Here is a 25700-nt window from a genome sequence, read left to right on the forward strand (position 1 = left end):
ATTATCTACGATTTATTATGAGAAGAATACACCACCATTGATATCGATGTTGGCACCTGTGATGTAAGAAGCCTCATCGCTTGCCAAGTAGCATACCAAGTCAGCCACCTCATCAGCCTGACCCTCACGGCGCAGAGGATAGTTTCCCTTCATACGCTCACGATTCTCAGGAGTGTTGAAGATGTCGTGGAAAGATGTAGCTATCGTACCAGGGCAAACAGCGTTGACACGAATGCCATCAGGACCCAACTCCTTAGCCATAGAACGAGTAAAGGTAGAAACCGCAGCCTTAGATGTGGCATAGAGCGAAGCACCAGCACCACCACCATCACGAGCAGCCAAAGAAGAGAAGTTTACAATAGAAGCACCAGCTGTCATGAAAGGCACAACAGCACGAGTAGCCAACCATACAGAACGCATATTAACATCCATTACGATGTCATACCAGTCGTCTTCCTGCTCGGCAATCTTCTTACGGCCAACCATACCGCCTACTACGTTTACCAAGACATCAATCTTTTCGCCAAAGGCTTTCTGAGTCTCTGCTACAAGATTCTTCACATCAGCCACCTTGGTCATGTCGCCTTTCACGAGAATGCACTCGCCACCTACCTGACTGATTAACTCAGCAGTCTCCTTGGCAGCTGCCTCATTACCGAAATAGTTAACGCAAACCTTGGCACCATCGGCTGCCAACTGCACTGATACTGCTCTACCCAAGTCTCTTGAACCACCAGTAACGATGGCTACTTTATTTTCAAATCTTTTCATATTAATTTAATAATTTAGTTATTTTGTATTAATTGTATTTTTTCTATTTATTTATCTATTTGTTTGATTTCACCCACTGTGAGGAAGATGGCAAGCCAAGACAATGGAACTAGCGCTCCCAACAAGCTGAACAAAACAGCCCAGTTGGTGATATAGCTTGAGAACAAGATTGCCAAGATGGTGCCAAGCACAGCAGATGCACCACCCAGTCCTGCCAACGAACCAACATTCTTACCACGATGCAAGTCGCACGGAATGGTTTGCAGATTGGTCATAAAGAACTGGAATCCACCCAGCACAAACGCCATCCATACTACAGCCAACACAGCTGAGGAAGACATGATGGCCAAGATGATGGAAGGAATGACGATAGCTCCACCCACTAAGATGGCATTTTTGCGTGCGTAGTTAACGGTATGTCCACGATTGATAAGCCAACAAGAATACCAACCACCCACGATACTTCCCAAAGCTGCTCCCGCATAAGGAACCCATGCAGAGAAAGCCACCTCTTTAATATTAAGGTGGAAAACATCAGCCAGATAGAGAGGCAAGAAGGTGACAAACATCCACCAGATAGGGTCGAGGAAGAAACGTCCCAAGATGACCGACCAGTTTTTCTTTTCGCTCAGCAACTCACCCCATGTCTTACAATGAGTATCTGCCTGAGGCTTTTTCTCCGGTTGATTGCTCAAGATGTAATGGCGCTCTTCTTCTGTAATCCAAGGATGCTCCTTAGGACCTTTCTTGTTGATAACGAGCCAAGGAATGAGCCACAACAAACCCAACGAACCAACACAGACAAAGGTTACCTTCCAGCCGAAACTGATAAACAGCATCAGGATGAATACAGGAGCAAAGATGCTACCTATAGATGCTGCCGCACCGAAAAGTCCCTGTGCAAAGGCTCTCTCCTTCTGTGGGAACCATTCCGCATTGCTCTTTGTAGTGCCAGGCCAAGGTCCTGCCTCGCCCAGTCCGAGCATCATTCTGAAAGCCGTCAGCGAGAACTTGCCAGTAGAGAATGCTGCCAGTGCGTCAGCCAATCCCCATATCAGCACACTACCAAAGAATCCCTTACGGCAGCCCACCTTATCATATAATCTGCCCGACACGAGCTGACTGATACCATAAGCTATCATAAAGAAGATGGTGATATCGCCCAAGATATCTTTTGCCTTCTTCGAAGCGTCTGGATCGTTACGGTCAATGAGTCCCAGATCAATGGCTATTCCCTCCTTGTTGGTAACTATCGTTGCAGCATCTTTCTGCTTGATGGTCACACTACCCTCATCTACTATCATGTCATCGCCACGCGTAGAGAAAAGGCGATAGCCCTTATCTGTTTTCACAGCCACATTCGAACTCATATCGATAGGCTGTTTTTCCACCAGCTCATAATCGATATTAGCCACCCACATATAGTTCAGGGTGCCACGATCCAAATAGTTGATGATGGTTATCATCATGATAAGTCCGATGATATACCATCGCAATCCTTTTATTTTCATGCACTTATTACTTTAAAAAGTCTGCCCTCATCGGACTAAATGTATCTATCAAGATGCCAGCTTCCAGGCAAACACATCCATGCAACTCATCAGGAGCTACATAATAACCATCGCCTGCCTCTAAGATACGCTTCTCATCGCCAATGGTGAGTTCAAACTTGCCACTTGCCACATAAGTAGCCTGGCTGTGATAATGCTCGTGCATGGTACCTACGGCTCCCTCTTCGAAAACCACCTTTACCATCATCAGCTGACCATCATAGCCCATAATCTGACGCTTGATACCAGGACCAGGATTCTCCCATCCCATTTCCTTTGCAATCTGAAATACTTCACTCTTTGTTTTCATATCTTTTCGTTTTTATTAATGAATATACTGAATATCTACTCTTCCATTCCATCGGAATGTCTTGTTGCCTACCTGTACGGTATGTTCCTGAGCCTCATCGTCAGCCAACAGCAAGAAGAGGTCGTGACCAGCATACACACCATGCAACACCAACTGAGAGTCGTCCTCAAACAGAATCTCCAGTTTCTCGCAGGAGGTGATGAGATCGCGAGAGGTTTCGCGCAAGACATCATACTCTCCATGAGTCTCTATTGAAACCGCAAAGGTGTGGTTCTTCTTGCCTTTCTCGCGGATGATATAGCCCGAACGATGCTGTAAGTTGAAGTCAGGGTCATTAGCTCCCAGGGCGACAAACTTAAATTCAGAAGTAGGGCTGCTGGCATAATTGACTGAATAGAATCGATTGGCCTTAAAGAACGTAAGGCATGAAGTCGATGAAGCGGTATTCTGTCCTGTAGCCTCAAGCCATAGATGCTGATAACCCGCTTTCTGACCCAGAGGCGCCATCTGATCTAAGTTACGCTGATAAGGATAATTCACCGATACCAGATGACCATTATACCACAACGGATAATCGTAGTCGTGCACCTTGTCAGACTTCAATCTGAACACATCGCATATCAGAGGGCGTTCGAGGAAGGGCACCTTGGCATAGACGATAGTTCGCAGCATGTCTACACCAGGATAGGCATTGGTATCGCGAGCCATCACCATCTGCCAACCATCATGAGAGAAGTCAGCTTCAACAATGTTAGCATGATACTGCTCTGCCACCTTCAGCTTACCGCCATAGTTGCTTTTCTGATCCACCACCACCGTGTTATGGGCAATGGTCTGCTTGGCATAGGTATTGTTCTCCTTGGTGTAATGTCCGCCATGCTTTGCCTCTATGTTGAGGAATCTCGAAGCCCCGTAGTCGGTCAATATTTCGTGTCCATTGTCGTAGTAAGCCATGGCAAGTTTGTCGTAGTGTCCATGTCCCATACCTTGCGATGTAGCCTTCAGTGTGATGGCACTATTGTACTCAGAACTGCGTGGTCGCATGATAGCCAAACCGCCATCCTTACCATCTCTTCCGTCGCTCAACACACAACTGCGCTGTACGAGGGCCTGAGAATCCTCCTTTGCCATATCGCGCTGCGCCATAAACCCTCCTGCTATAGGCAGAACATAAGTCTGATAGTTTTTCATCACAGCCAACAGCGACTTGTTTTCAGGAAACTTACCATAGATGATATTGGCAGCATAAACCATCTCCTGAGCAGAAAGACCTTTCTCCAGAGCATCGTTGATATGAAAGAACTCTCCCTCGTATGACATCTGCACCAAAGCATCTAATGCCTTCACAAGGATTCCGTTACGACGATGGAAGACGTTAAGCTCGGGCATACAATGATCGATGCATTGAGCAAACACCACAAAGGGCCAGATGGCATAACGCTGATAGTAAGCCCCTTCGGTGTAATAGCCGTCAGGAGAGAAGAGATAGTCCATCTGGCGCAAGAATCCACCATTCTTGCCTGTTTCATCCGTGCCGTACAAGGCCTTGCGCACCAGTGATTGGTTACCAGTAGCCATACCCACCATACCCACAGCCGAAGTGGCCCATGTGGCATGGTTGTGCATACGGTTGAACATCTCATGGTTGCGCTTATGCTCCCCATAGCCGTTCATAATGAAGTCTGCCATATTAAAGAGTAAGTTTTTCTCTATGAACTTACGCTGCTTGGCAGACAGGGCATCATACACACAGTCGTACGCCATTGCGGTATGAACGAGCCACACGCTCTCATTGAGCGTCTGCCAGAAGAGACGACCAGGTACTGGCGACAAGCTGACAGGATGGAGCCCCCACTTAGGATATTTCTGCGCATACTCCATAAGCATCTGAGCCACGAAGTCAGCATATTTCTTGTTGCCCGTGTACTGATATGCCAATCCTGCATGAAACATTGCATAGTAGTTGCTTTTATGCTGCTCGTGCACTGCACCTCCACCTCCGTCGATGGGAGTAGGAACTTGTATGGCTGCAGCACAAGCCTCATCAGCTTTTTGCACCAAGTCGTCTACCACTCGTCCGAAAGCAGGAACTTCGTTTATATGTTTTTTCATATATCCCAACTCCTCTTGAGTAAGCAAGAGTTTGGGATGCTGCGCCATGGTAGCAACAAGCCCCAAGGCACAGAAGAAAAAGATTGATAATAGTCGTTTCATATTACAAACCTTGATTTTGTCGATTCAAATATACTTCTTTTCGCATGGCAAGTACCGCACCTGATTTCTCGAACTTGCAACGCTCTATCACCACATCCTCCCAAGAGGTTTCGTCCAAGCGAACACTTACTCCGCCTCTACCACTATTGAAAAATTGGCAATCAGAAACACGCAAGTATTGTGGTCCCATCAATCGCAAGACGCTACCACGCTGCTTGTTGCAACAATCGTAGAAGAAACAGTTGCGCACAGTGACGTAAGGTCCTGCCGTACTCTCGTCGCTACCGCCACGATACACATTGACAGGTGTGCCCAACAAACGACGGAACTCGCAGTTTTCGATCAGCATATTCTCGGCGTTGTAACGTCCCTTGTCATCCTTCTCGGATGCAAAGTCGACACCACCACCAGAACAGTCGGCAATGAGACAACCCGTAACAATCAGACTATCGGCAAAGGTGGATTTCTGTCCACGAATAGCAGCACAGCCATTCTCACCAAAGTTGATAAACTTACAGTTGTTTACCTTCAACTTATAAGGAGTTGTCATGGTGTTGGCTGTAGAGATACCTGTCTCTGGCGAAGACCCGCCAGGCTCTAAGCGACCATCAAAGACAAGGCCTTCTACTTCAAGACTTCCCCCATTATCTATGGTCATGAGATGGGGCACTGAGGTCCCCACCGAGCGAAGCAACGTTTTGCCAGAAGCCGAGCGTATAGTCACATTTTTCTGCACCAAGACGGTCTTCACCAACTTGTACTCATCGCCTTGCAGCACAAAGGCATCGCCATCCTCAGCCTGAGCCAACACCTGAGGAAGGTCGGCATCCTTGGCTACTATGACAGTGCGAGCCTCTGCCTTAGCGGTTTTCGCTGTCTCACTCAGCTTACCTATCGTCCTACTAATCATCTGCTGATAAGTAGGCACCATAGGCAGCTTCACCTTTGCTATTTTTATTCCTGAAGGCAGACCTTCCAGATTCTTATTCATGATATTGTCGGCGAAGCGAACTTCAGATGCCTTATCTACCATCTGGAAAGGATTCTGCGTGCCGCTAACGAACAAACGGTTTCTCTTGAAGTCGATGCTACGAGGAGCCGAAGTGCGTTCGGCATCAGCACCCGTACCAAACTCCAGATTCGTGCAGTCGACGTACACATTGTCGGTTATTGTAATGTCAGAGACTTGCACATATCGATTGGGCAGAGAGTTGGGTACAGCATTCATAACTCCTAAAGCAGAGAAAAAGCGCTGACCTGCCAAACTAACGAAAATGTTGTTGCGAATGACATGATTGGAATCTACCACTCTCACACCGCCCGTATTGCGCTTGCCATTACCTACAAAGGTGTTGTTCTCTACCAAGTTGCGCTTGCCATGACGCAAAGCCACCACGCCTTCACACTCCCAGAGGTAATTGCCGCGCACGATGTTGTCGCAAGACTTGATAGATATCACTTCCACCTCACCAGAGCATCTGTCAAAGAAATTGTCACAAACCGTAGTTGCTGAGGTTTCATAGCTTTGCTGAGAAGTACCGATACGCATGGTCTCTGCACCATTGGAACCATATACCTCACGAGGACCAAAATAGTTATGGTCTATCTGATGATGATTGTTCAGATTGTTGGCACCATTGAGGTTGACAAGGAGCGTTACACCCAAGTTGTACTTGCGCAGCAATTCGCAGTGATCCACTCTGTTGCGCTGGCCAGATAGATAAACATAACTCTTTGACTGCGAACGGTCTTCGGTATTATAGTTGTCTATCACGCAGCGAGTCAAATTGCAATCTTGTGCGAAATCTTTGCCACCAGCAAACTCCACTACTGAGCGGCGAGAAGGATAACCATTGCGAAACTCCAGTCCGCTTACCACCAAATGCTTGCCACCCATGACGAGCGAAGAACGCCCTGTGATAAGCACAGTGCCTGGCTTTGCCTCCACAGTAATAGGAGCCTGCTTCGTACCTACAGCCTTCCACTTGAGGTCTACGTCACGATAAGTACCAGCCTCAATGATGATACGGTCGCCAGCCACAGCCTTCTTCAGACAGTCAGCCACCCCTGGCAGGGAGGTCATATAATCACGTGCCTCGCCAGCCATAGGAGTTGCCAACATAAGAGCCAGCACACCTTTAAATAAATGCTTTCTTACTTCCATTCGTTTTCGTTATATAAACAATACTTAATACTGATAATCGTGCTTCATCCAATACATATCAAAGGTGACACTACTTGAAGAAGGCGCCTTAGTATTATTGTACAATTTAAAATCAACATGCTTGATGTGCAAGAAACCAATGCGCTTGATATTTTCGGCAGCATTAGCCGCTTGTCCCTTCACATTGTAATAAATAACCAAGATGAAGGCATCTACATCGGCTGACTTCTCTGCTCCTACAGCAAAGACTCCAGGAGCAAACACATTATTATTAACCGACTGCTTAACTGCCTCAACGCTGATGTTGCCAATCTTCTTTCCGGCTACATCAATAGGGAATGTATGCTCGTCTATCTTCTCCAAAGCACCATTCTTGACCTGGTCGATGATCGCCTTGTGAGTAGGCTCTGTAGGGTTGAGATAAACAAAGCTGAGACATGGAGTTCCATAGCAGTTGCCATTGGCTCCCGTCACACGATATTCGTCGGCAGAATTGTTGATCATGTAGAAGTTACGCAACTGTGAGTTAGAACCAGCAGGCGTATTGATCTGCAACGTACCAGCACTCACACCAGAGAAGAAGAAATAAGGATTTACCGAATTGTATTCCTCCTCAGTTACCTTAGGTAGATTCTTACCAGCACAGGTATTAGCTTGATACTTATAAGATATAGGGTCGACAGCTGTTCTCCATAAACTATTGGCATAAACCAATCCTGTTTCTGGCGAGAAGAAAGAGGCTAATGACTCTACGTCACGTCCCTGTCCGTAAATCACCTTGTCCTTCCAGAAGTAAACGAAAGGCACATTCACACCAAACTGTTCGGTAAGGGTGCGTGTCTCGATGCCATCGAAATAAGTTATTGACAGCGAAGTCTGGTTATGTCCGTCTACAAACTTATCGGAATAAGGAACCACAAACTTCAACGTATTCTCTGTCTGCAAACTTACCATACACTCTACATCACCCACGAACACCTTATTAATCTTGTTCAGATAAGAACCCGTGAGAGTTATCTCATCGCCCACACTGTTGTCACCAAACTCAGTATTAGTTACCTCAGGCTGATAACGCTTCACATTGAGCATAGGCAAGAGGTCGGCAGCTGTTTCCTGAGTGGTGGTACCATCGTAGTAGGCAAAGGTGACATAAGCATCGCCTTTCTCTACATAAGGTACCGTGAGCACAATCTCGTTGACATTCTTGCTGATGACAGTAGCCTCGTGCTTCACTGTACCGCCATTAGCCGTAAAATACACAGCAGAAATGACATTCATGTTCTTACCGCTGATGAGCATTTTGTTACCCATCTCCACCTCAGTCTGCACCGAAGAAGCCGTAGCCAAAGGAGCAGGATATTCCACTGCAAACTCGCTCTCAGAAACTCCCTCACCCTCGGCATTGACAAGTGTTATCTTGCCAGTACGCGCCTCATTAGGAACCTCTATCGTGAGACTCGTATTAGAGAGTCTTTCTGCGATTTCACATTCTTTCTCTCCCAACAAAGCCGTGGTGACTCCGTTCAGAGCTTTTCCTGTGACAACTATCTTGCTTCCCACACTGCCTTGTTCTGGCATAAAACTCTCTATAACAGGAGCACTGGCTATCGTCTCGTTCATCGACAAATCATCGCACGAAACGAGAAAGCATGCTGCAAGTAGGAATGTGAATATATATTTCATCTTTTTCATAAGATTCTCTTTTTATTCGTTAATATTAATAACCAGCATTCTGAGCTACATCAGGATTGATATTAGTCACAGAAACAGGGATAGGAAGATAGGTCTGCCAGTTGCTGATGGGGTTTACACGATAGGTATATCCAGCATAGAACGACTCGCTACTCAGATATTCGTTGATGGTCTCAGTGACAACATCCCAACGTTTCAGGTCGAACCAGCGCTGATTCTCGAAAGCCAACTCCAGACGGCGCTCATTGCGCACTGCCATACGGAAGTCATACTTGTTGCCTACTTGCTCTAAAGCATAAGGAGCAATACCAGCACGCTCTCTTATCATATTGACATATTTCAATGCCTCGGTAGATGGTCCTGCTGTCTCATTGAGCAATTCAGCATAGAGCAGTGCGATGTCGCCCACACGGATAATAGGCCAATCGCTCTCACCATCAAAATTTGTTGTCACAGGATTGGTGTACTTGCAGCAGTAAGTAGCCTCAACCCATTGACCTGTCGTTGCATTGTAATATTTCTGAGCGATATTGACGTTGCGTCTTGTCTCGTCACCTTCCATAATATAGGCATTGATGAGATTGTCGCTTGGAGAGTTAAACCAGTTGGCTGTTCCTACGATGACGTTAGCACCATTGTTGATAGGTGCAAAGAGATTGCCGAAAGGTGAACCCAGACCTATATTGCCAGAGAGGTATCTCACGGCAAAGATAATCTCCTTATTCATCTCGTTATTGATGTCAAAGACAGAGGCATAAGGTACTAAGTCGGCAGCAGTCTGTGGATTGCCCACCGTCTCGCTTCCCAACACATCCTTACACAAGTTGAGTGCCTGCTGATACTTCTCATCGCCCACTGCATAATGGGTGGCATAAACCTTAGCTAAGAGCGCCTTGGCTGCATTCATATCGGCTCTACCGAGAAGGGCGTCAGGCTGCTTGGCTGGCAGCAGCTGTTGGTCGACGATTGTCTCCAAGTCGCCCTCGATGAGCGCATAGACATCAGACACAGAAGAGCGCTGCATATTGCGAGCCACGTCAGACGGAGTCTTGCTGGTTACGATAAATACAGGTCCCCAAAGTCGCACGAGATTGAAGTACTCCAGCGCACGCAGGAATCGTGCCTCACCTTCATACATCTTCTTATTGGCTTCGGTCTTCACCACCTGCACACTGGCAAGTACATTGTTGGTTCTTGTGATGAGCGCATAGCATGCTTTCCAATAACTCTCCACCCACTCGTGCTCTGTGTTGATGACGCTTTGATCGAGCTGCTCTATCAGCTTGGTCGTGTTGGAGGAAGAGTTGTTATTGTACATTCTGGCATTATCAGAACGCAGTTCTGTCATCGCCCATTCGTAATACATCACGTCATGAAGACCATTATAGCATCCCATCACGAGATCGTTGACAGAGTTGTCATCAGTCACATACTCGTCAGATGCAACCTCTGAATAAGGATATTGGTCAAGGTTACATGAGGAGAAGCTGATGGCTCCCACGATACCTAATATTGCAAATATTCTTGTTTTCATCTTGTTAGTTGTTTTTTAGAAGTTTACGTCAAATCCTACAGATATGGTTGATGTGAGAGGGAAACCTCCACGCTGATAACCATCTATCAGGGTGTTGGTGTAAGGTCCTGTCGTGAATCTTGACTCTGGGTTGATACCACGATAGTCGCCACTCCATATATACAGCAGGTTGTTTCCCGAGAGATAGAATCTCAAGTCGTTGAGATGCATTTTCTTGACAATGTCCTTTGGCATGGTGTAACCAATGGTAAGGTTGCGCAAGCAGGCATACGAAGCGTTCTGCAAAGGATAGTCGGTAAGCAAGAGGTTATGACCATTCTTCTCATAAGGAGTCTTGCCGTCACCTGGGTGCTCTGCACTAATCCAGCGGTTCTTAGCGTAGCCCTTGTTGTAACGTAAAGTTTCGTTATAGTACACGTCGCCATTGAAAACTGTAATACCCTGCACGCCCTGAATCAGGATAGAGAAGTCGAAATTCTTGTAGCGCAAGTTGTTGGTAAGACCCCATGTGAAGTCTGGATAAGGATTTCCGAGAGGCACACGGTCGTTAGCATCGAGTGTTCCACTGTTGTCAGTGTCTACGATGCGGAGTCCACCTGGAACATCGTCAGCAAAGTGTGGGTTAGCGTCTATTTCCTCCTGAGAATTCCATACACCCTGGGTCTTATATCCATAATACTGGATAAGTGGTGAACCCACCTTAGCGATGTAGCACTCATTGCGCTCACCCTGGCTGATGATTTGGCTCTCTCCTCCGATTTCCAACAACTTATTGCGTGAAAGCGAGAAGTTAAAGTTGGTTTCCCAACTGAAGTTTCTATTGCGAATATTGTGTGTATCAATCTGAATCTCCACACCCTTATTGCTCACCCTTCCGATGTTGTTCCAATAGTTGGAATAACCTGTAAACGACTGCGTAGGCTGTGCAAAGAGCAATGCCTTGGTCTCAGAATAGTAAGCATCGAGCGACAAGTTGATGCGATTTCTGAAAAGACCTAAGTCGAAACCAAAGTTAAACTCATTGGTCTTCTCCCAAGTAATGTTAGAGTTTGCCAAAGTAGAAGATGTATTAGCCATACCATTCACCAAACTTCCATTGCCTGCGCCCAAAGCGTAATTGGCAGAGTTGAGCACCTCTAAGGCTGCCTGATAAGAAATCTGATTGTTACCTGTCATACCATAAGAGGCACGCAACTTCAGATTAGAAATAGCTTCAATAGACTTCATGAAGGCTTCTTCGCTGACACGCCAACCCAAAGATATAGAAGGGAACCAAGCGTTGCGATTGCCCTTAGCGAAGAGCGATGAACGGTCAAGGCGCAAAGATGCTGACATCAAATAGCGACTCAAATAACTATAGTTGATACGACCTAAATAAGATTCTAAAACGACGTCTGGATAACGGAAGGTTCCAGTACCAGCCTTATCGCCATTGTCCGATGTAGCCAACTCGAAGATAGTAGCTGCATTCAGGGTCTTGATGTTGTCGGTAGCAAAACCTGAGGCTGTCTCTGCCACGCGCTGTACACGTGTACGCTCTGCTGTATAGCCCAAGAGGGCATCAATGCTATGCTGCTTCTTACTTCCCAAGTTGAGGTGATAAGAAAGGGTATTCTCTGTCAACAAGTCGATGTATAAGTTGCTGAAATAAGTAGCACGGCTGGCTTCACCATCCTTGGTTGCATTCTTATTATCATAAGTATAAGAAGGTGAGAAGCGCACATTAAAACCATTAGAAGTCTTAAAGGTCAATCCCTTAGCCAGTTCTACCGTCAGATACAAGTTGCCCAATCCCTGGAAATCTTCACTCCAACGCATGGTGTTGGCCATCACGCTGCATGGATTGTTGTTGGAAGAAGAGAAAGGTGAGGTTCGCTCTGTCAAAGGATTGCCTTCTTCGTCTACCTCGCCTGTTGGGGTTTCTATATTATTGAAGTGGCTACCACGAGCAAAACCACTATAGCCAGTAAGTGCTGTTGTGATGTCGTTGTGATAAACAGGCAGGAATGATGGTGTGCGATAGAAGTCGATAAAGTTGTTGCGAGGACGCTCTGCACGCTTGTAAGTACCAGAGAAATTGACACCGAAGCCCACACTCTTAGATAAGCGTGTGTCTAACTTGGCGCGGAAGTTCACCTTGTCGAGTGTATTGGAACGCATGATACCCTGATCCTTCATATAAGCAGCCGACACAAAATACTTAGTGTCCTTCTTGCCACCAGATACGCTAAACTGCACATTGGTCATTGAAGCCACATCGTTAAGACCCTCCTTCTGCCAGTCAGTAGCACCATACAACGACTCCAGATAAGCCGCACTACGTGCCTGAGACATAACAGGGCGTCCACCTAACGCTTCTTCTTGCTGCATCAAGTTAAACCAATCGGTAGAGGTCATCATGTCGTGCAACTGGTAAGCATACTTGAAACCCTGATAGAAATTGAACTTATACTTAGGTTGTTCGGGAGTACCTTGCTTCGTGGTGATAAGAATAACACCATTGGCTGCACGTGAACCATAGATGGCTGCAGAAGCAGCATCTTTCAGAATCTCTACAGACTTAATGTCGGAAGCATTTACCTGCGACAAACCACCCTTTACAGGGAATCCATCAATAATCACTAATGGAGAACTCTCGGCTGAGATAGAACCTGTACCGCGCACACGAATAGAAGGTGTAACACCCACCTCGGAAGTCTCATTGCTCACGGTAAGACCTGTCATCATACCCTGTAACGCCTGAGTGACATCGCTAACAGGAGCTTTGGTCAACGAGCCACCATCCAGTTTGGAAATAGAACCCGTAAGGTGAGATTTCTGCTGTACGCCATAACCGATCACCACTGTTTCGTCCAGCTGTGTGTCGTTCACCTCTAATCTTACATCGATTTTCTTTCTGTCACCAACCGTTACCATTTGGTCAGTGTAACCAATATAAGAAAAAACAAGAACAGTCTTCTTGCTTTTCACCTCTATGGAATATTTACCATCCATATCGGTAATAGTGCCAGCAGTGTTACCTGCATCACCTTTCACAGCAACAGTAGCACCCACTAAAGGTCCTTCTGTATCAGTGACGGTACCATGTATCACTATCTGAGCATTGACAGTAACACTAAGACATAGTGCTATCATTGTCATCAATAAGTTTGTTTTTAAAAGTCTCATAGGCTTTCTTTTTAAGAATTATAGATATTTTAGTTTCTATGCGCAAAGATAATGCAAATCGAATGCAGAATCATCAAGCTCGCTTGAATGTTATGCTGAGATGCTGCTTATCTTCTGCAAAGATAATGCAAATCGAATGCAGAATCATCAAGCTCGCTTGAATGTTATGCTGAGATGCTGCTTATCGTCTGCAAAGATAATACTTAAATATGATAAATAAAACTTTTTGGTATACCAATTATATTAGTTTAACGTTTCGTTATTTTTTTCTTGCCTTTATGTGAATTATCGTTAATTCAATTCCGGTTTCATGAAATATACAGAATAATTATGTACCTTTGCGAAAAAATACAAATAAAGAAGAATATGTCTATGAAACAAGAAACCAACCACTCACCAGTCGACAGAGTAGTAGACTACATCAAAACTCAGATTGCAGAGAAACAAGTCAACCCTGGCGACCGCTTGCCTTCTGAAAGAAAGCTATCAGAGCTCCTGAAAGTAGGAAGACCGCACATCAGAGCAGCACTACAAAAGCTTGAAACTTATGGTGTTGTAGAAACAAGACCACAGAGCGGAACCATCGTAACCGAATTTTCTAAAAGTCAAATTGACAATCTATTCAACGAAACACTGAAGGTTGACAAGTACGATTTTTATAGTCTTGTACACGTGCGCGTACTATTAGAAATAGATGCCTGCACCCTTGCAGCCACCAACTGCACAAGCGAAGACATCGACAAAGTGGAAAAGGCACTCAGAGAGTTGGAGGACTGCCAAGATTCTAAGAAAAGGATCGAGAAGGATTTTGCATTCCATCACGCCATAGCTTGCAGTAGCCATAACCCCGTATTGGCTTCTCTACTGCTTATCATCACACCAGACATCATGAAGTTCTATCATAAATATAGATTCTGCTCCGTGCCTGAGCGACAGGTAATCACAGAACACAGAGACTATATTGCTAAGATGAAAGCACGCGACACAGAAGGCATGAGAGAGTTGGTACTAAGCCACTTAGCTAATCAGATAAACTTTGCTAAGTCACAAAGAAGAGACTGAACAAACACCTGACAGCACCCTGACAATCGGGGTGCTGTTTTGGCTTCATAACCTATTATAATAAAAACACAATTGGCTATATTGGTATACTAATTAAATATAATTAAACCGCAATACACTTAAATCTTATTAAATATTAATTGGTTTACCAGTTTTTTATTTATCTTTGCACCGTTTTTAATTACCAAAAAAATATAAACGATTATGAAACATTTATTATCATTAATGACCGTATGCTTGCTCTCGCTCAGTGCGCAAGCACAACAAACATGGGACTTTTTAGACCTGAGCGAATCTATCCCTCTCATCGAGGCAGATAACATTAACTGGAATGTTGATAAGTATCAAACTGATGTCCCTATACAGTGGAGCAACAATATCGCCTTTACTGAATGGAGCACCTTGAAAGCCAATGGCGAAGAGATTCCAGCAACCAAAGGGCTTATGTTTATTGGAGATAAAGGCAAATTGCTTTTCTCTATCAGCAGCAAGAACAAAAACTATTTTAAGCTGAACAATAATAAAGCTAAAATCAAGATTTGCAACCTCAAGAAGGGACAGAAGATCACTATCGTGGGAGTGAGCGGAAGCAAAGAAGAACCTCGTACCTTTACAGCAGTAGAAAACCTCGAGGTGACAAGCGGTATGGAGCCCACATTAGAAGAACAAACCAGCGAAGCTAAAGTGATGAACGACGGCGACATCGTCATTGGCTGCACCAACGCCATGAACGTCTATTCTATCAGCCTCAGCGCCGACGCCACGGGCATTGCGCAGACAACTATCAGCAAGCCATCAGGCAACGATAAGTTTTACACGCTCGACGGCAAGCAAGTGAAACCCTCACACAAAGGCATCATCATTGCCAATGGAAAGAAATACACCAATAAATAATTAACTAACATACATTTATTCTACATCATGCCATCGAGCAACTCGATGGCATGGCGCATATCTTGCTCGAAAGTAGTATGGTCGAGCAGATAATGCGGAGTGCCATTAACCAACCATTAATAGAGCAAAGGATTCATTCTCTCTATATATTGGCTAATGGCATATTCTATATTATCACGCTGCGTATGACTATGAGAAAATTCATACACACGCAGCTTCTGATGAAAGAAGCAATAAGCCGACTCGATACTATCCTTACTAAAATTTACCCCCAGTTCGGGATAAGAAAAGTTCAATAAAAAGTTTGTAGTCTCACAAATATTTTGTATCTTTATAGGTAAAAATCAAACAGTTATAAAAATATTTGATATGACTACCGATTACAAAGTTACAGAATTATTTTGTATTATAGACGAGTTTTGCAAATATTTTGAAGCAGAAAACGCAGGAAATTTGCTGGAAGACAGCAGTGACATCAAGCGTAGAAGGCGTTCTGTCTCATTGTCAGACAGTGAAATCATGACAATCCTGTTGTATTTTATCCAAAAAATCGAGGATAAAAAAAACTTAAAACATTCTTTATCCCCGATTAAATATCGTACCTTTGCAACCGAAAGAGTTCTTTGGGTGGTTATGCAAATCACAGCAAGATGCTACATTCTGTTTATTTCTAATTCGTAACCTTTTCTTTTTATGAGATAAAAACTTATCTCATTCTCATTCACTTGTAAAAAATACGTACTTTCGCATCAAAAAAGTATATATTTGCAATCGAATTGCGGATATCAAAAAGATATATCGATATGAAGAAAGAAAAGAATTTAGAAAGTTTATCGGACGATGAGATTCTGCAGGGCTTCAAGGATGCCGAGCATGATGGCTTCGAGAATATGCTATGAGGAAGCGGCTGAAGAAAATAACACATTAAATAATAGTAATATGGAAGATATGAAGAAGGGAAGAATCACTCCTAGCTGGATTGATTCATTAAAGGAGAACGAGATTTTTGTGTTTGGCAGCAATCTGGCTGGCATGCATGGTGGTGGAGCAGCCCGCATTGCCCGCCTGCATTTCGGTGCCGTCATGGGCAAGGGTGTAGGCTTGCAAGGCCAGAGTTACGCCATCCCTACGATGCAGAGCGGCGTAGAAACCATCCGTCCATACGTAGAGGAATTCATTATCTTTGCCCATCAGCATCCCGAGCTACATTTCCTGGTGACCCCAATAGGTTGCGGCATCGCCGGTTTCGAAGCCGAAGACATCGCCCCATTGTTCAAGAAGGCAAAGGAGATGAAGAACATCAGTTTGCCGGAGAGTTTCTGGGAGGTGATAGAGTAAAGTTATAGATAATTAGCAGTTTATGTTAGGAGCAATAATAGGAGATATTGCTGGCTCAAAATATGAGTTCAACAATACGTTTGATTATGATTTCGAGATGTTCGGCGAAGGATGCGACTTCACCGATGATACCATCTGTACGGTAGCGATAGCTGATGCGATATTGAACGGACGAAGCTATCAGGAAAGCCTGCTGGATTGGTGCCGCCGCTATCCTTCTCCAAAAGGAGCGTATGGCGGTAGATTCGCGGGGTGGATTCGTTCTCTTAATCCGCAGCCATACAATAGTTTTGGCAATGGTTCGGCAATGCGAGTATCGCCAGTGGCTTGGCTATTCGATGACCTGTCGCAGGTGTTGGAAGAGGCAGAGAAAACGGCTCTTCCTACTCATAACCATCCCGAAGGAATCAAGGGAGCCAAAGCCGTGGCTCATGCCATCTGGCATTTCCGCAAGAGCAGATTCTCAGAAGAATCTAAGGAGTGTAAAGATAAGAATTCTAAAGAATCTGATGATAAGGCAATGAAAGCCTTCAAGGATATCGCCCGCAGCTATTACGAGGATTTCGATACCCGAGATTATCCGAAAGGCAAATTCGATGAAACCTGCATGGATGCCGTGCCATTATCTTTCTATCTCCTCTCGCAAGCCTCATCCTTCGAAGATGCTATCCGCCTCGCCATATCTCATGGCGGCGATAGCGATACCATCGGAGCCATCGTCGGCTCCATCGCAGAAGCCCGATTCAGTATTCCGCAAGATATGAAAGAGAAGGCAATCTCTTATCTTCCGGATGATATGAGAGAAATATCGGTAAGAATAAAGTGTTGCAACTAGGCTCAGCAAAGCTGCTGACTAGGCTCGGCAGACCTGCTGAGCCTAGTGGCAACTGCTGAGAAGGTATCTTCTGGAACCCGAGGAGTAATATCTTTCAACTCACGAAGATGCTTGCATCAACCTATAGAGTTGACTCCTTTATCCCATCGAGCCGACTCCGTCATCCAGTAGAACCAACTCATTCTGCTAAATCAACCCTATCTACAACCTTCTCCAGGCAGTTAATCGCTTTGATACTGCTTATCAGAAATCGTGGTCACAATAGCACTCAGCTTCTGCATTTTCTCCACATTTATTTCCTGCACATAAAAGTTTTTTTTGAGAGAAAAGTATCAAAGTATCATTATTTAAAGAAAATAACATTCTAAACATCTGATACATTGCGACATACAAAAATGAGACTTTCGAAATATTTTACAGAAAAGTATCATCGAAGTATCATAAAATTGCAAGAAGTATCATAAATTTCGGCTTTGAGGTAAATTAAAAGGCTAAAAAGAAATATCTACTATTCCAGTTTTATAAAATTAATAGCGTCTACTTTTTCAGAATGTAAAGAATGTCAATACAAACTAGGAATAAGAGAAAAGATTGACAGCCAGAATTAGGAATAAAAGCACATAAAGTGGTCTGTAAGAGACCATTAAGCGGTCTGTAAGAGACCATCAAGTGGGCACTCAGGGACCAAGTGTCGGGCATTGAGAGAACAAGTAACGGGCACTCATTGCCCGTACAGCAGGCATCGAGTACCCAAAGTATCGGACGATTTTGGGCACTTCTCGCAAGTCGGCGGCTTCGATATTATGCATGATGCTTTATGACGATTTTGTGATAGTTTTATGATGATTTGGTGATACTTCTATGGCAATTTCATGATACTTCTATCACATTCATGATACTTCGATGATACTTTTTGTAAAGTAATCCGAATAGTATCATTCTTGTATATTATTATATATCAGTTATTTATACAATTACTTAACCCAAAAGATGATACTTTGAGACTTTTTTCATAAAAAACTTTTCTCGTGTGCGTATAAACTCGACGCTAAATCTAAAAAGAATCTGATATGATACCTTATAGATACCCCAAAAATTACGTCCCGATGTAGACTTTACTACATAGCGACGTAATCTTTCCTACGTCCCGACGCAGAGATTCCTACATCGCCATGTAATTTCAAGGACAACGGGAAATGAAAGATGTATTAAAACAATTTGCCGGAAAATGCGAAATAAAGCCCAAATAATTTGGTGTTATCGAAGAAAAACTATAACTTTGCCACCAATAGAATTTATCAAACAATATAATTTATGACAAACCATGATTTTTGGATGTCCATCAGTGACATAATCAATGAAGGATTTACATCTGAAGGTCTAGCAAAATTAGATGATTATGCAGAACAATTCAGTACTGGAAAGATCTTATATAAACGATTTTCACCGTCAGAACAGTATGGGTGCTGTGAAGGAGGTAGAATCCATGTTATTGCATCCTTACTCGCGGGAGCAGAAGTTGGCACAGATCAACTCTCTGCGCCAGAAGGCAGTTTCAAAAGAGCGCAGCAACTCGGAAAGATCCAAGAGAAGAGAATAGAAGATTGGGCGAAAGCTGCTGGATTTTGGATAAGCAACACAGATGAAACTTATAAACAAACTTTGGGCGAGAGAATTGCTCAAGGGGGAGAAGCCATTGTGTTTGACAATGGTAATAAAGTTCTAAAAACCATTGGATTAGATTATTTCATTCTGCCTATTTTTGCCTTAGATAGAATCTCTTTACACAATGCTTATTTTGAAGAAACGGAAATGAATGTATTGGGATTTGGCAGAAATACCAACAAAGATTTTATGGTGATAGTAGAACAACCTTTTATTCACGGCAATATGATGGCAGATTCAGAGATTGCAACTTTCGTGGAACAAATGGGGTTTAAGTCTATCAATCCTAAAAATTGGACCTTTGCAAATAAGGATATTTATCTTAGCGACATGCATGATGAGAATGTTCTTCTTTCTCCTAATGGACATATTTGTGTAATAGATTGCGATATACGTATCAATATTCCTGAACTGAGGACAGGAGGAACTCGTAAATTAATAAATGAAGTAGAAATTATAAAATAACTGAAGATTGCCGTTGACATGATAAAGAGAGCCACTTTTTAGGTAACCGTTAAAATGCCCTGTTTATAGGGATTGATGGAACATTAAGGACTCAAAAATGCCCTATAAACAAGGGTAGGAAACTTTAGTAGAGTAATTTTCTGAAGAAAGAGAGGAATATAGGTTTTGAAAAAAGCAAAAATTATACAGAACTTGAAAGAAACTTTAGAATCATTTTCATTGAGTGAGAATTCACGGAGAAAAATTCTGATCGAAGACCACCAATTCGGGAATCAGGGCATCCCATTCATTCCTTCGGAATTCAAGGAAATCGCCCAGATAGCTTTAGCCGGTCACTTCCTGGTAAGTACTGGAAGCCAACAGGTAACAGTACAACCCACGTGTGTGGAGTTCTATTATCACGAAGAGGTCAAGGGTGGCATCAAAGACCCCATCGTATATCATCGCAACCCCAAGAATGGTTCTCCCAAGAGCATCTTCAAGTTGGGCATCCTGCACAACCATGTTTCAGGAATCGACATCACGTTCGAGAAGGGCACCCATCCCGAAGATGCCATCAGGGCATCCCTGCTGATACGTGAGTTTTCGGTAGATGGAAATCCACCCGACAGTCGTTCCACCTTATTATATGATATGCTTTATTCGCAAGCCTCCATCTTCGATGGCTTCTCCATCAAATGGGTTGATGGAGAAGAAAAGTCAGAGGTAGAAGCTGATGTACGCAAGAACGTGGCGAAATATGATGAAAACGGCCAGAAGATGCAAGCAAAAGAGCATCAGGAACTTCTCGACAAAGGGTTCACCCTGACAAAAGACAAGAAGCATATCCAAGACCCACGGCCATGGCAATTTAAAAAGATACAGATATGATAGTAGATAAAGATACGAATCAGGTATTCGTTTCAGAATGGCTTCAAAAAGTTCATCCTGCATTCTTCAGCCGTTTTTCAGAGTTACTGAAGAATGTCCACATCAATATGGCTCTGTTATCAAACACAGCCGATATCTGGTGTCGTGACTACATGCCGATTCAACTAGCCGAAGAGGATTTCCTGCAATATCGGTATTATCCCGATTATCTCACAAAGAAAGAATCAGACAAGCAATATATTACGGATTCAAAGAGCGTGTGCAAAGCTTTGAAGCTACCCAATATCCAAGCCACCGATTTGGTAATAGATGGCGGGAATGTGGTTAAAGCCCATGATTGCATTATCATGACAGAGAAAGTTTTTCATGAAAACGATCAATATCCGCAAGCTGAAGTATTAAATGAGTTGGAGAATCTATTTCATTGTGAGGTCATCATGCTTCCATGGGATAAATATGAGAAGTATGGGCATGCTGATGGAATAGTGAAACCAATAGACGAGTCACATCTTCTAATGACCAACTATGCTGATTACGACCAGAAACTAGCAGAAGAATTCGAGCGACGGCTTGCCACCCGTTTTCGGATAGAGAAGCTACATTATCATGTTCAGCGAGCAGATAAGCGAAATTGGGCATACATCAACTTCCTGCAAGTTGGCAACAACATCGTTCTGCCAGCTATCAACACAGAAGAGGATGAGCAAGCTATGGAGCAAATAAAAACATACTATCCATCATGTAATATCTACCAGTTGGATAGTGAAGATATCATTAAACAAGGCGGAGCCTTGAATTGTATAACTTGGAATATTAAAAAATAATTATTATGGAGCACCAGCATAATCCTGTGTCAAACATAGATGTTATTCTAAACTGGATTTACTGGTGCGTCCAAAATTTCTATTCTTCATTATCTATCGCCAGATAACAAAAAAGCTATGTTTCCACTGCTTCAAGCACCAGTTCAACATCTTCTAATCCATTATCTATGAAATCCACCTTTATATTCCCGATCAGGTATTTGGCATATTTATTATCCTTATACTGTTCAAGGAAAAGAACCATATCTTTGGCTGTTCGTTTCAATCCCCAACTGCCCCAATCAAGTTGCTTACACAACGGATTGTCCACCAAGTCCCAGTAGATTACATTGCCTCCCTCCAAATATTCATACGGGACGTTCTTTCCATAAAGCAACGTAGGCATATAGCCATTTCAATTGCCTTTTTTGTCAAAATCAAATGCCTTGTCATGTGCAAGACCAATATAAACATCTTTATACATATAAACAATATTAATTCGTAACTATACACATTTAACAAATGTATTGCCTAGTAATAATCTGCTATTGCCATCATTTATAAAACCAGGACATTTATGAGATGGTACGTTCTTTATTTCTCCTCAAAATAACTGCCCGCTTCCATCGCGCAATCCATCGCACGGCACTTGTTGTAGCGCTCTCGGGCTCTGTTTTCTCTGGCAAACATCGCCTTGGTACCAGCCTCATCTTCAGAGAACTGCAGATGATTGTCAATGCCCATACCATGAGCAATGTTCTCCACATCAAGATCGTCGGTGCCGATGAAAGTAAAGGTCCAGTTCTGCTTCTTCAACTTCTCAATGAGGTTCTTGATCATCTTCAGATCATACTCCTCGCTACAATTCTCCTCACCATCCGTAATGATGGTTACCAATACGCTGTCATCCTCGGTGGTCAGGGCGTTGATCTTGGCGATACCCATACCGATGGCATCATAAAGAGGGGTGCCGCCACATGGGTTGTAATCCCTTGATTTCAATGGATTGGCATGGCGGGCAGACACATTATCATAGAACAGATTCTTGTGGGTGCTGTCGAAGGTGATGAGCGTAACCCGCTGCTCCATGTTCTTATGTGCCTTCTGCATTTTCTGAATCGTGGTCAGGGTCTCGTTGATGCCCACCAGTGCCTGGCGCTCGATAATACTCATGCTGCCACTCTCATCTACTACCAAAAGATTGAATACTCGTTTCATAACTTGTTTCTCCTATTTATTTTAATTGTTCAACATATTTCTATTTCATATTCTGATTCATCAAGAAGAGGGAACTTTCCTGCTTCTTGATTGCTTCTTTATCCCTTAAAAGAAAAAAAGAGGGAAAAATTAAGAAAAGGTACATAAAAAACTTGCTTGTATCGTTATTTTTTGTAATTTTGCAGAAAATAAGGAATAAGCGTATGAACAATATGAAATATCCGATAGGCATACAGAGCTTTGAGAAAATCATCACAGAAGGATATCTTTATATAGATAAGACTCAGATGATTTATGATATGGTAGAAAATGGCAAGATTTACTTTCTGAGTCGTCCCAGACGATTTGGGAAGTCACTTCTCGTATCTACTCTGGAATGCTATTTCCAAGGAAGAAAAGAACTGTTCAAGGGCTTAGCCATTGATAACCTGGAAACCGACTGGAAACAATATGCGGTATTTCACCTTGATTTCAACGGCAAGGACTTTACACAAGCAGGTCAGTTGGAGAATACGCTGATTGATTTCGTAGAATCGCAGGAAGCCATCTACGGCAAAGCTCCCTTTGCTTCCACCCTCGGCGACAGATTCATTGGCGTTCTGAGAAATGCCCACGAAAAAACAGGACTTCGCGCCGTTGTCCTTATTGATGAATACGACAAGCCTCTGCTAGACGTATTGGATTCTACACTGAAAACAACCGATGCAGATGGCAACGAGCGGCTATTGGAAGATAGGCATCGGGAAATTCTGAAAGGTTTCTACAGTGTATTCAAGGCTGCCGATAAAGACCTGCAATTCGTTCTGCTTACAGGAGTTACCAAATTTTCGCAAGTAAGCGTATTCAGCGGTTTCAACCAACCCGAAGACATCAGCCTTTCTGCCCACTTCGATACGCTTCTCGGCATCACTGAAGACGAGTTGCGCTCTACCTTTTCACAGCAAATCGCAGAAATGGCTGAGGAATATGATGTTACAAAGGAAGAAATACTGATAAAACTGAAACGCCAGTTTGACGGCTACCATTTCAGTCGCAGGATGCGAGGCGTATATAATCCTTTCAGCATCTTGCGTGCCTTCAAGGAAATGCTCATCGACGACTATTGGTTCCAAACGGGTTCACCCAGCTATCTGGTTCGCCTGCTAGCTCATAGCGATGAAAACATCAACGAACTGGTGGGAAAATATTATCCTACCAAGGATTTCGACGACTATAAGGCAACCATAGAACGCCCTTTGCCAATGATATATCAAAGCGGATATCTGACCATCAAGGGTTGGTCAAGGAATACCAATTCCTATCTGTTGGATTTTCCGAACGATGAAGTGAGAAGGGGATTCATCAGTTTGCTGGCAGCAGATTATCTGAAGCCAAAGGTTTCACCTGACTCCTGGGTTCTACAGGTAATCGAAGCATTGGGAAAGGGAGAGTGCGAAAAGTTGCATCAACTGATGGTTTCTTTCTTCGCCAGTATCCCTTATTCACAGCGAAGAAAAGATGATGAACGTGAGAAGGAGCGTTATTTCCAATATACGTTCTATCTGGTATTGAGGATGATCAGCTCCTATACCATCTTCATTGAAAAAGAACAGAGCGAAGGAAGAGTAGACTGCATCATAGAAACTCCTCTATACATATATATATTTGAGTTTAAGAGGGATGGATGCGCAAGAGAAGCACTCCTGCAAATAGAAAATATGGGATATGCACGGGAATATTTATCAGATAAGAGAAAGATATTCAAGATAGGATGCAGTTTCTCATCAAAAACAGGAACAATAGATGATTGGGGCGAGAACTGACTCTCTCTCCCCAATCGCATTTAACAAATTAGGTCAGTTCATATATTATATAAGGAGATGAAAGAAGTATTAATAGTAAGCATTGGCAGCTTCTTCGGAGGCGGCATGAGATATTGGATTTCAAAGTTGGTGCAATCCTGCACGGTGATTGCCTTTCCGTTCGGAACGATGGCAGTGAATGTGGCGGGATGCCTCATCATCGGGTTCCTCTCGGGATTGAACTGGCGGGAAGGGGGATGGATGTCGCCATCTGCCAAACTGCTACTCACCACGGGGTTCTGCGGAGGATTCACTACCTTCTCTACCTTTATGAACGAGGGAGCAGGACTGATGAAAGAAGAGAATTACCTCTATATGATGCTCTATCTCTTCGGAAGTCTGGCGCTGGGACTTATCGCCGTTCTCGCCGGACACTATCTGGCGAAGATTATCGCATAAAAGACTTCGGAGAACAGAAAGAAGAAGAGCCCGGATTGCCGAGAAAGAAGACCGGAGAATGGAAAGAAGAAGAGCCCGGATTATCACATAAAATACTGAAGATAGTATTCCATCAAATGAAGAAACGATGAAAATACTATCTTTTTTATTATTTTATATTTCCAAAATGCCTTAATTACGAAATTTATTCGTAAATTTGCAGAAATAATCTGCATTCGACAATTTGAAAGCAAGCTTTCATCATGCTCGTTTGCTTAATTTTTGCACCAATGAATACATTAGATACAAACAATATAAAATGGAGCGAGAATGTAATTATCGCTGATGCCGACTATATCGACCGAGTGGCTTTCGACCTGACAGTCAACTTCGAACGAATGATTAACCGTCGCATCCAACCAGCTGATATGGCACAATGGGCAGTCTGCATTGCCCTTGACGGAGGTCTGAGAGAGGGCGAGCACGAGACACAGGTTGTGCTTATCCACGACAAGCAGTCGATGGCGATGAAGAACTTCCGCCCTGCCAACTATGAGAAGGATCTGAACGCTCAGGCTTTCAAGGATGATAAGCTCGGAGAGTTCATCATCTCTTCTTATCCTACAGAGGAGAAGATGGTAGGCAAGGATGACTTCCTCGTAGATGTGGCACGCACCGTATGCAACGCCAAGGAGGTGAAACGAGTGATGGTAATCCCAAATTCTGAGGATGGAGATGCTTACGACCGACTCCGCGAGATACTCCGCAAGGTAGATGACGATGACAAGCGCATCACCCTCTTTGCCATGCAGCCCATGCCAGGCGGCAACTTCAGACAGGAGATTCTCGGTTATTCACTCATGAATGCCCTGGGGATTTCGGCAAACGAGATAAAGTAAACATTAAACACTTAACATTAAAGATAAAA

At 43.7% G+C, this 25700-nt stretch carries 20 protein-coding genes and 1 pseudogene; 11 read left to right on the forward strand and 10 right to left on the reverse strand.

Translation table 11 applies throughout. From position 1 onward, the window contains the following. Window positions 1-15 precede the first annotated feature (15 nt). From FO447_RS10130 to FO447_RS10165, 8 genes are read right to left on the reverse strand one after another with little or no spacing between them, the layout of a single operon-like run. Window positions 16-771 (reverse strand): SDR family NAD(P)-dependent oxidoreductase, encoded by a 756-nt coding sequence (locus tag FO447_RS10130; protein ID WP_117727522.1) that lies wholly within the window; start codon window positions 769-771, stop codon window positions 16-18. A gap of 47 nt (window positions 772-818) precedes the next feature. Beyond that, window positions 819-2282, reverse strand: coding sequence for an MFS transporter (locus FO447_RS10135; protein WP_117727521.1), 1464 nt, complete (start codon window positions 2280-2282; stop codon window positions 819-821). A 7-nt stretch (window positions 2283-2289) separates the two neighbouring features. Continuing rightward, a complete protein-coding gene (locus tag FO447_RS10140; protein ID WP_117693322.1) occupies window positions 2290-2631 on the reverse strand; it encodes a cupin domain-containing protein in 342 nt (113 codons plus the stop codon). 15 nt (window positions 2632-2646) lie between these two features. Next, a complete protein-coding gene (locus FO447_RS10145; RefSeq protein ID WP_117727520.1) occupies window positions 2647-4845 on the reverse strand; it encodes a heparinase II/III domain-containing protein in 2199 nt (732 codons plus the stop codon). Between the two features lies 1 nt (window position 4846). Beyond that, entirely contained in the window at window positions 4847-7009 is a 2163-nt protein-coding gene (locus FO447_RS10150; protein WP_200756212.1) for a chondroitinase-B domain-containing protein, read from the reverse strand. 24 nt (window positions 7010-7033) lie between these two features. Continuing rightward, window positions 7034-8701, reverse strand: a complete 1668-nt coding sequence (locus FO447_RS10155; protein WP_234698977.1) for an IPT/TIG domain-containing protein — start codon at window positions 8699-8701, stop codon at window positions 7034-7036. 25 nt (window positions 8702-8726) lie between these two features. Further along, complete coding sequence (locus FO447_RS10160) at window positions 8727-10235, reverse strand: RagB/SusD family nutrient uptake outer membrane protein (protein WP_117727517.1); 1509 nt, start codon at window positions 10233-10235, stop codon at window positions 8727-8729. Window positions 10236-10250: 15 nt separating this feature from the next. Beyond that, window positions 10251-13376 carry a SusC/RagA family TonB-linked outer membrane protein gene (locus FO447_RS10165; protein WP_200756213.1) on the reverse strand — a complete coding sequence of 1042 codons (3126 nt, stop codon included), beginning with the start codon at window positions 13374-13376 and terminating at the stop codon, window positions 10251-10253. Window positions 13377-13769: 393 nt separating this feature from the next. Between FO447_RS10165 and FO447_RS10170 the strand changes: the two genes are divergently transcribed. The 8 genes and pseudogenes from FO447_RS10170 to FO447_RS16100 all read left to right on the forward strand — a co-directional run bounded on the left by FO447_RS10170 (window position 13770) and on the right by FO447_RS16100 (window position 21356). Then, entirely contained in the window at window positions 13770-14465 is a 696-nt protein-coding gene (locus FO447_RS10170) for a FadR/GntR family transcriptional regulator (protein WP_234698978.1), read from the forward strand. 204 nt (window positions 14466-14669) lie between these two features. Next, window positions 14670-15359: a hypothetical protein gene (locus FO447_RS10175; protein ID WP_147347274.1), complete on the forward strand. Its 690-nt coding sequence runs from the start codon at window positions 14670-14672 to the stop codon at window positions 15357-15359. 369 nt (window positions 15360-15728) lie between these two features. Continuing rightward, a pseudogene (locus FO447_RS16090) lies at window positions 15729-15935 on the forward strand (IS982 family transposase); the annotation flags it as partial. Window positions 15936-16307: 372 nt separating this feature from the next. Continuing rightward, entirely contained in the window at window positions 16308-16697 is a 390-nt protein-coding gene (locus tag FO447_RS10190; RefSeq protein WP_200756214.1) for an A1S_2505 family phage non-structural protein, read from the forward strand. A 22-nt stretch (window positions 16698-16719) separates the two neighbouring features. Beyond that, window positions 16720-17532 carry an ADP-ribosylglycohydrolase family protein gene (locus tag FO447_RS10195; RefSeq protein WP_200756215.1) on the forward strand — a complete coding sequence of 271 codons (813 nt, stop codon included), beginning with the start codon at window positions 16720-16722 and terminating at the stop codon, window positions 17530-17532. A 1314-nt stretch (window positions 17533-18846) separates the two neighbouring features. Beyond that, complete coding sequence (locus FO447_RS10200; protein ID WP_200756216.1) at window positions 18847-19662, forward strand: hypothetical protein; 816 nt, start codon at window positions 18847-18849, stop codon at window positions 19660-19662. 219 nt (window positions 19663-19881) lie between these two features. Further along, entirely contained in the window at window positions 19882-20532 is a 651-nt protein-coding gene (locus FO447_RS16095; RefSeq protein ID WP_220431625.1) for a hypothetical protein, read from the forward strand. Further along, entirely contained in the window at window positions 20529-21356 is an 828-nt protein-coding gene (locus tag FO447_RS16100; RefSeq protein WP_234698980.1) for an agmatine deiminase family protein, read from the forward strand. The genes FO447_RS16095 and FO447_RS16100 overlap by 4 nt, the downstream gene beginning before the upstream one ends. Before the next feature lie 115 nt (window positions 21357-21471). On the opposite strand, the gene FO447_RS10210 is transcribed toward FO447_RS16100, so the two are convergent. Both FO447_RS10210 and FO447_RS10215 read right to left on the reverse strand, forming a co-directional pair. Continuing rightward, on the reverse strand, window positions 21472-21699 hold the full coding sequence (locus tag FO447_RS10210) for a hypothetical protein (protein ID WP_200756217.1): 228 nt from the start codon (window positions 21697-21699) through the stop codon (window positions 21472-21474). 230 nt (window positions 21700-21929) lie between these two features. Beyond that, entirely contained in the window at window positions 21930-22553 is a 624-nt protein-coding gene (locus tag FO447_RS10215; protein ID WP_200756218.1) for a vWA domain-containing protein, read from the reverse strand. Between the two features lie 212 nt (window positions 22554-22765). On the opposite strand from FO447_RS10215, the gene FO447_RS10220 reads away from it, so the two are divergent. From FO447_RS10220 to FO447_RS10230, 3 genes are all read left to right on the forward strand, one after another. Beyond that, the gene (locus tag FO447_RS10220) at window positions 22766-24355 is read left to right on the forward strand and encodes an ATP-binding protein (protein WP_117693432.1); all 1590 of its coding nucleotides are present in this window, start codon (window positions 22766-22768) and stop codon (window positions 24353-24355) included. A 57-nt stretch (window positions 24356-24412) separates the two neighbouring features. After that, on the forward strand, window positions 24413-24793 hold the full coding sequence (gene crcB / locus FO447_RS10225; RefSeq protein ID WP_117693339.1) for a fluoride efflux transporter CrcB: 381 nt from the start codon (window positions 24413-24415) through the stop codon (window positions 24791-24793). Between the two features lie 269 nt (window positions 24794-25062). Continuing rightward, complete coding sequence (locus FO447_RS10230) at window positions 25063-25671, forward strand: DUF6621 family protein (protein WP_117727511.1); 609 nt, start codon at window positions 25063-25065, stop codon at window positions 25669-25671. Window positions 25672-25700 lie beyond the last annotated feature (29 nt).

The organism is Segatella copri, assembly GCF_015074785.1.
Lineage (GTDB): Bacteria > Bacteroidota > Bacteroidia > Bacteroidales > Bacteroidaceae > Prevotella.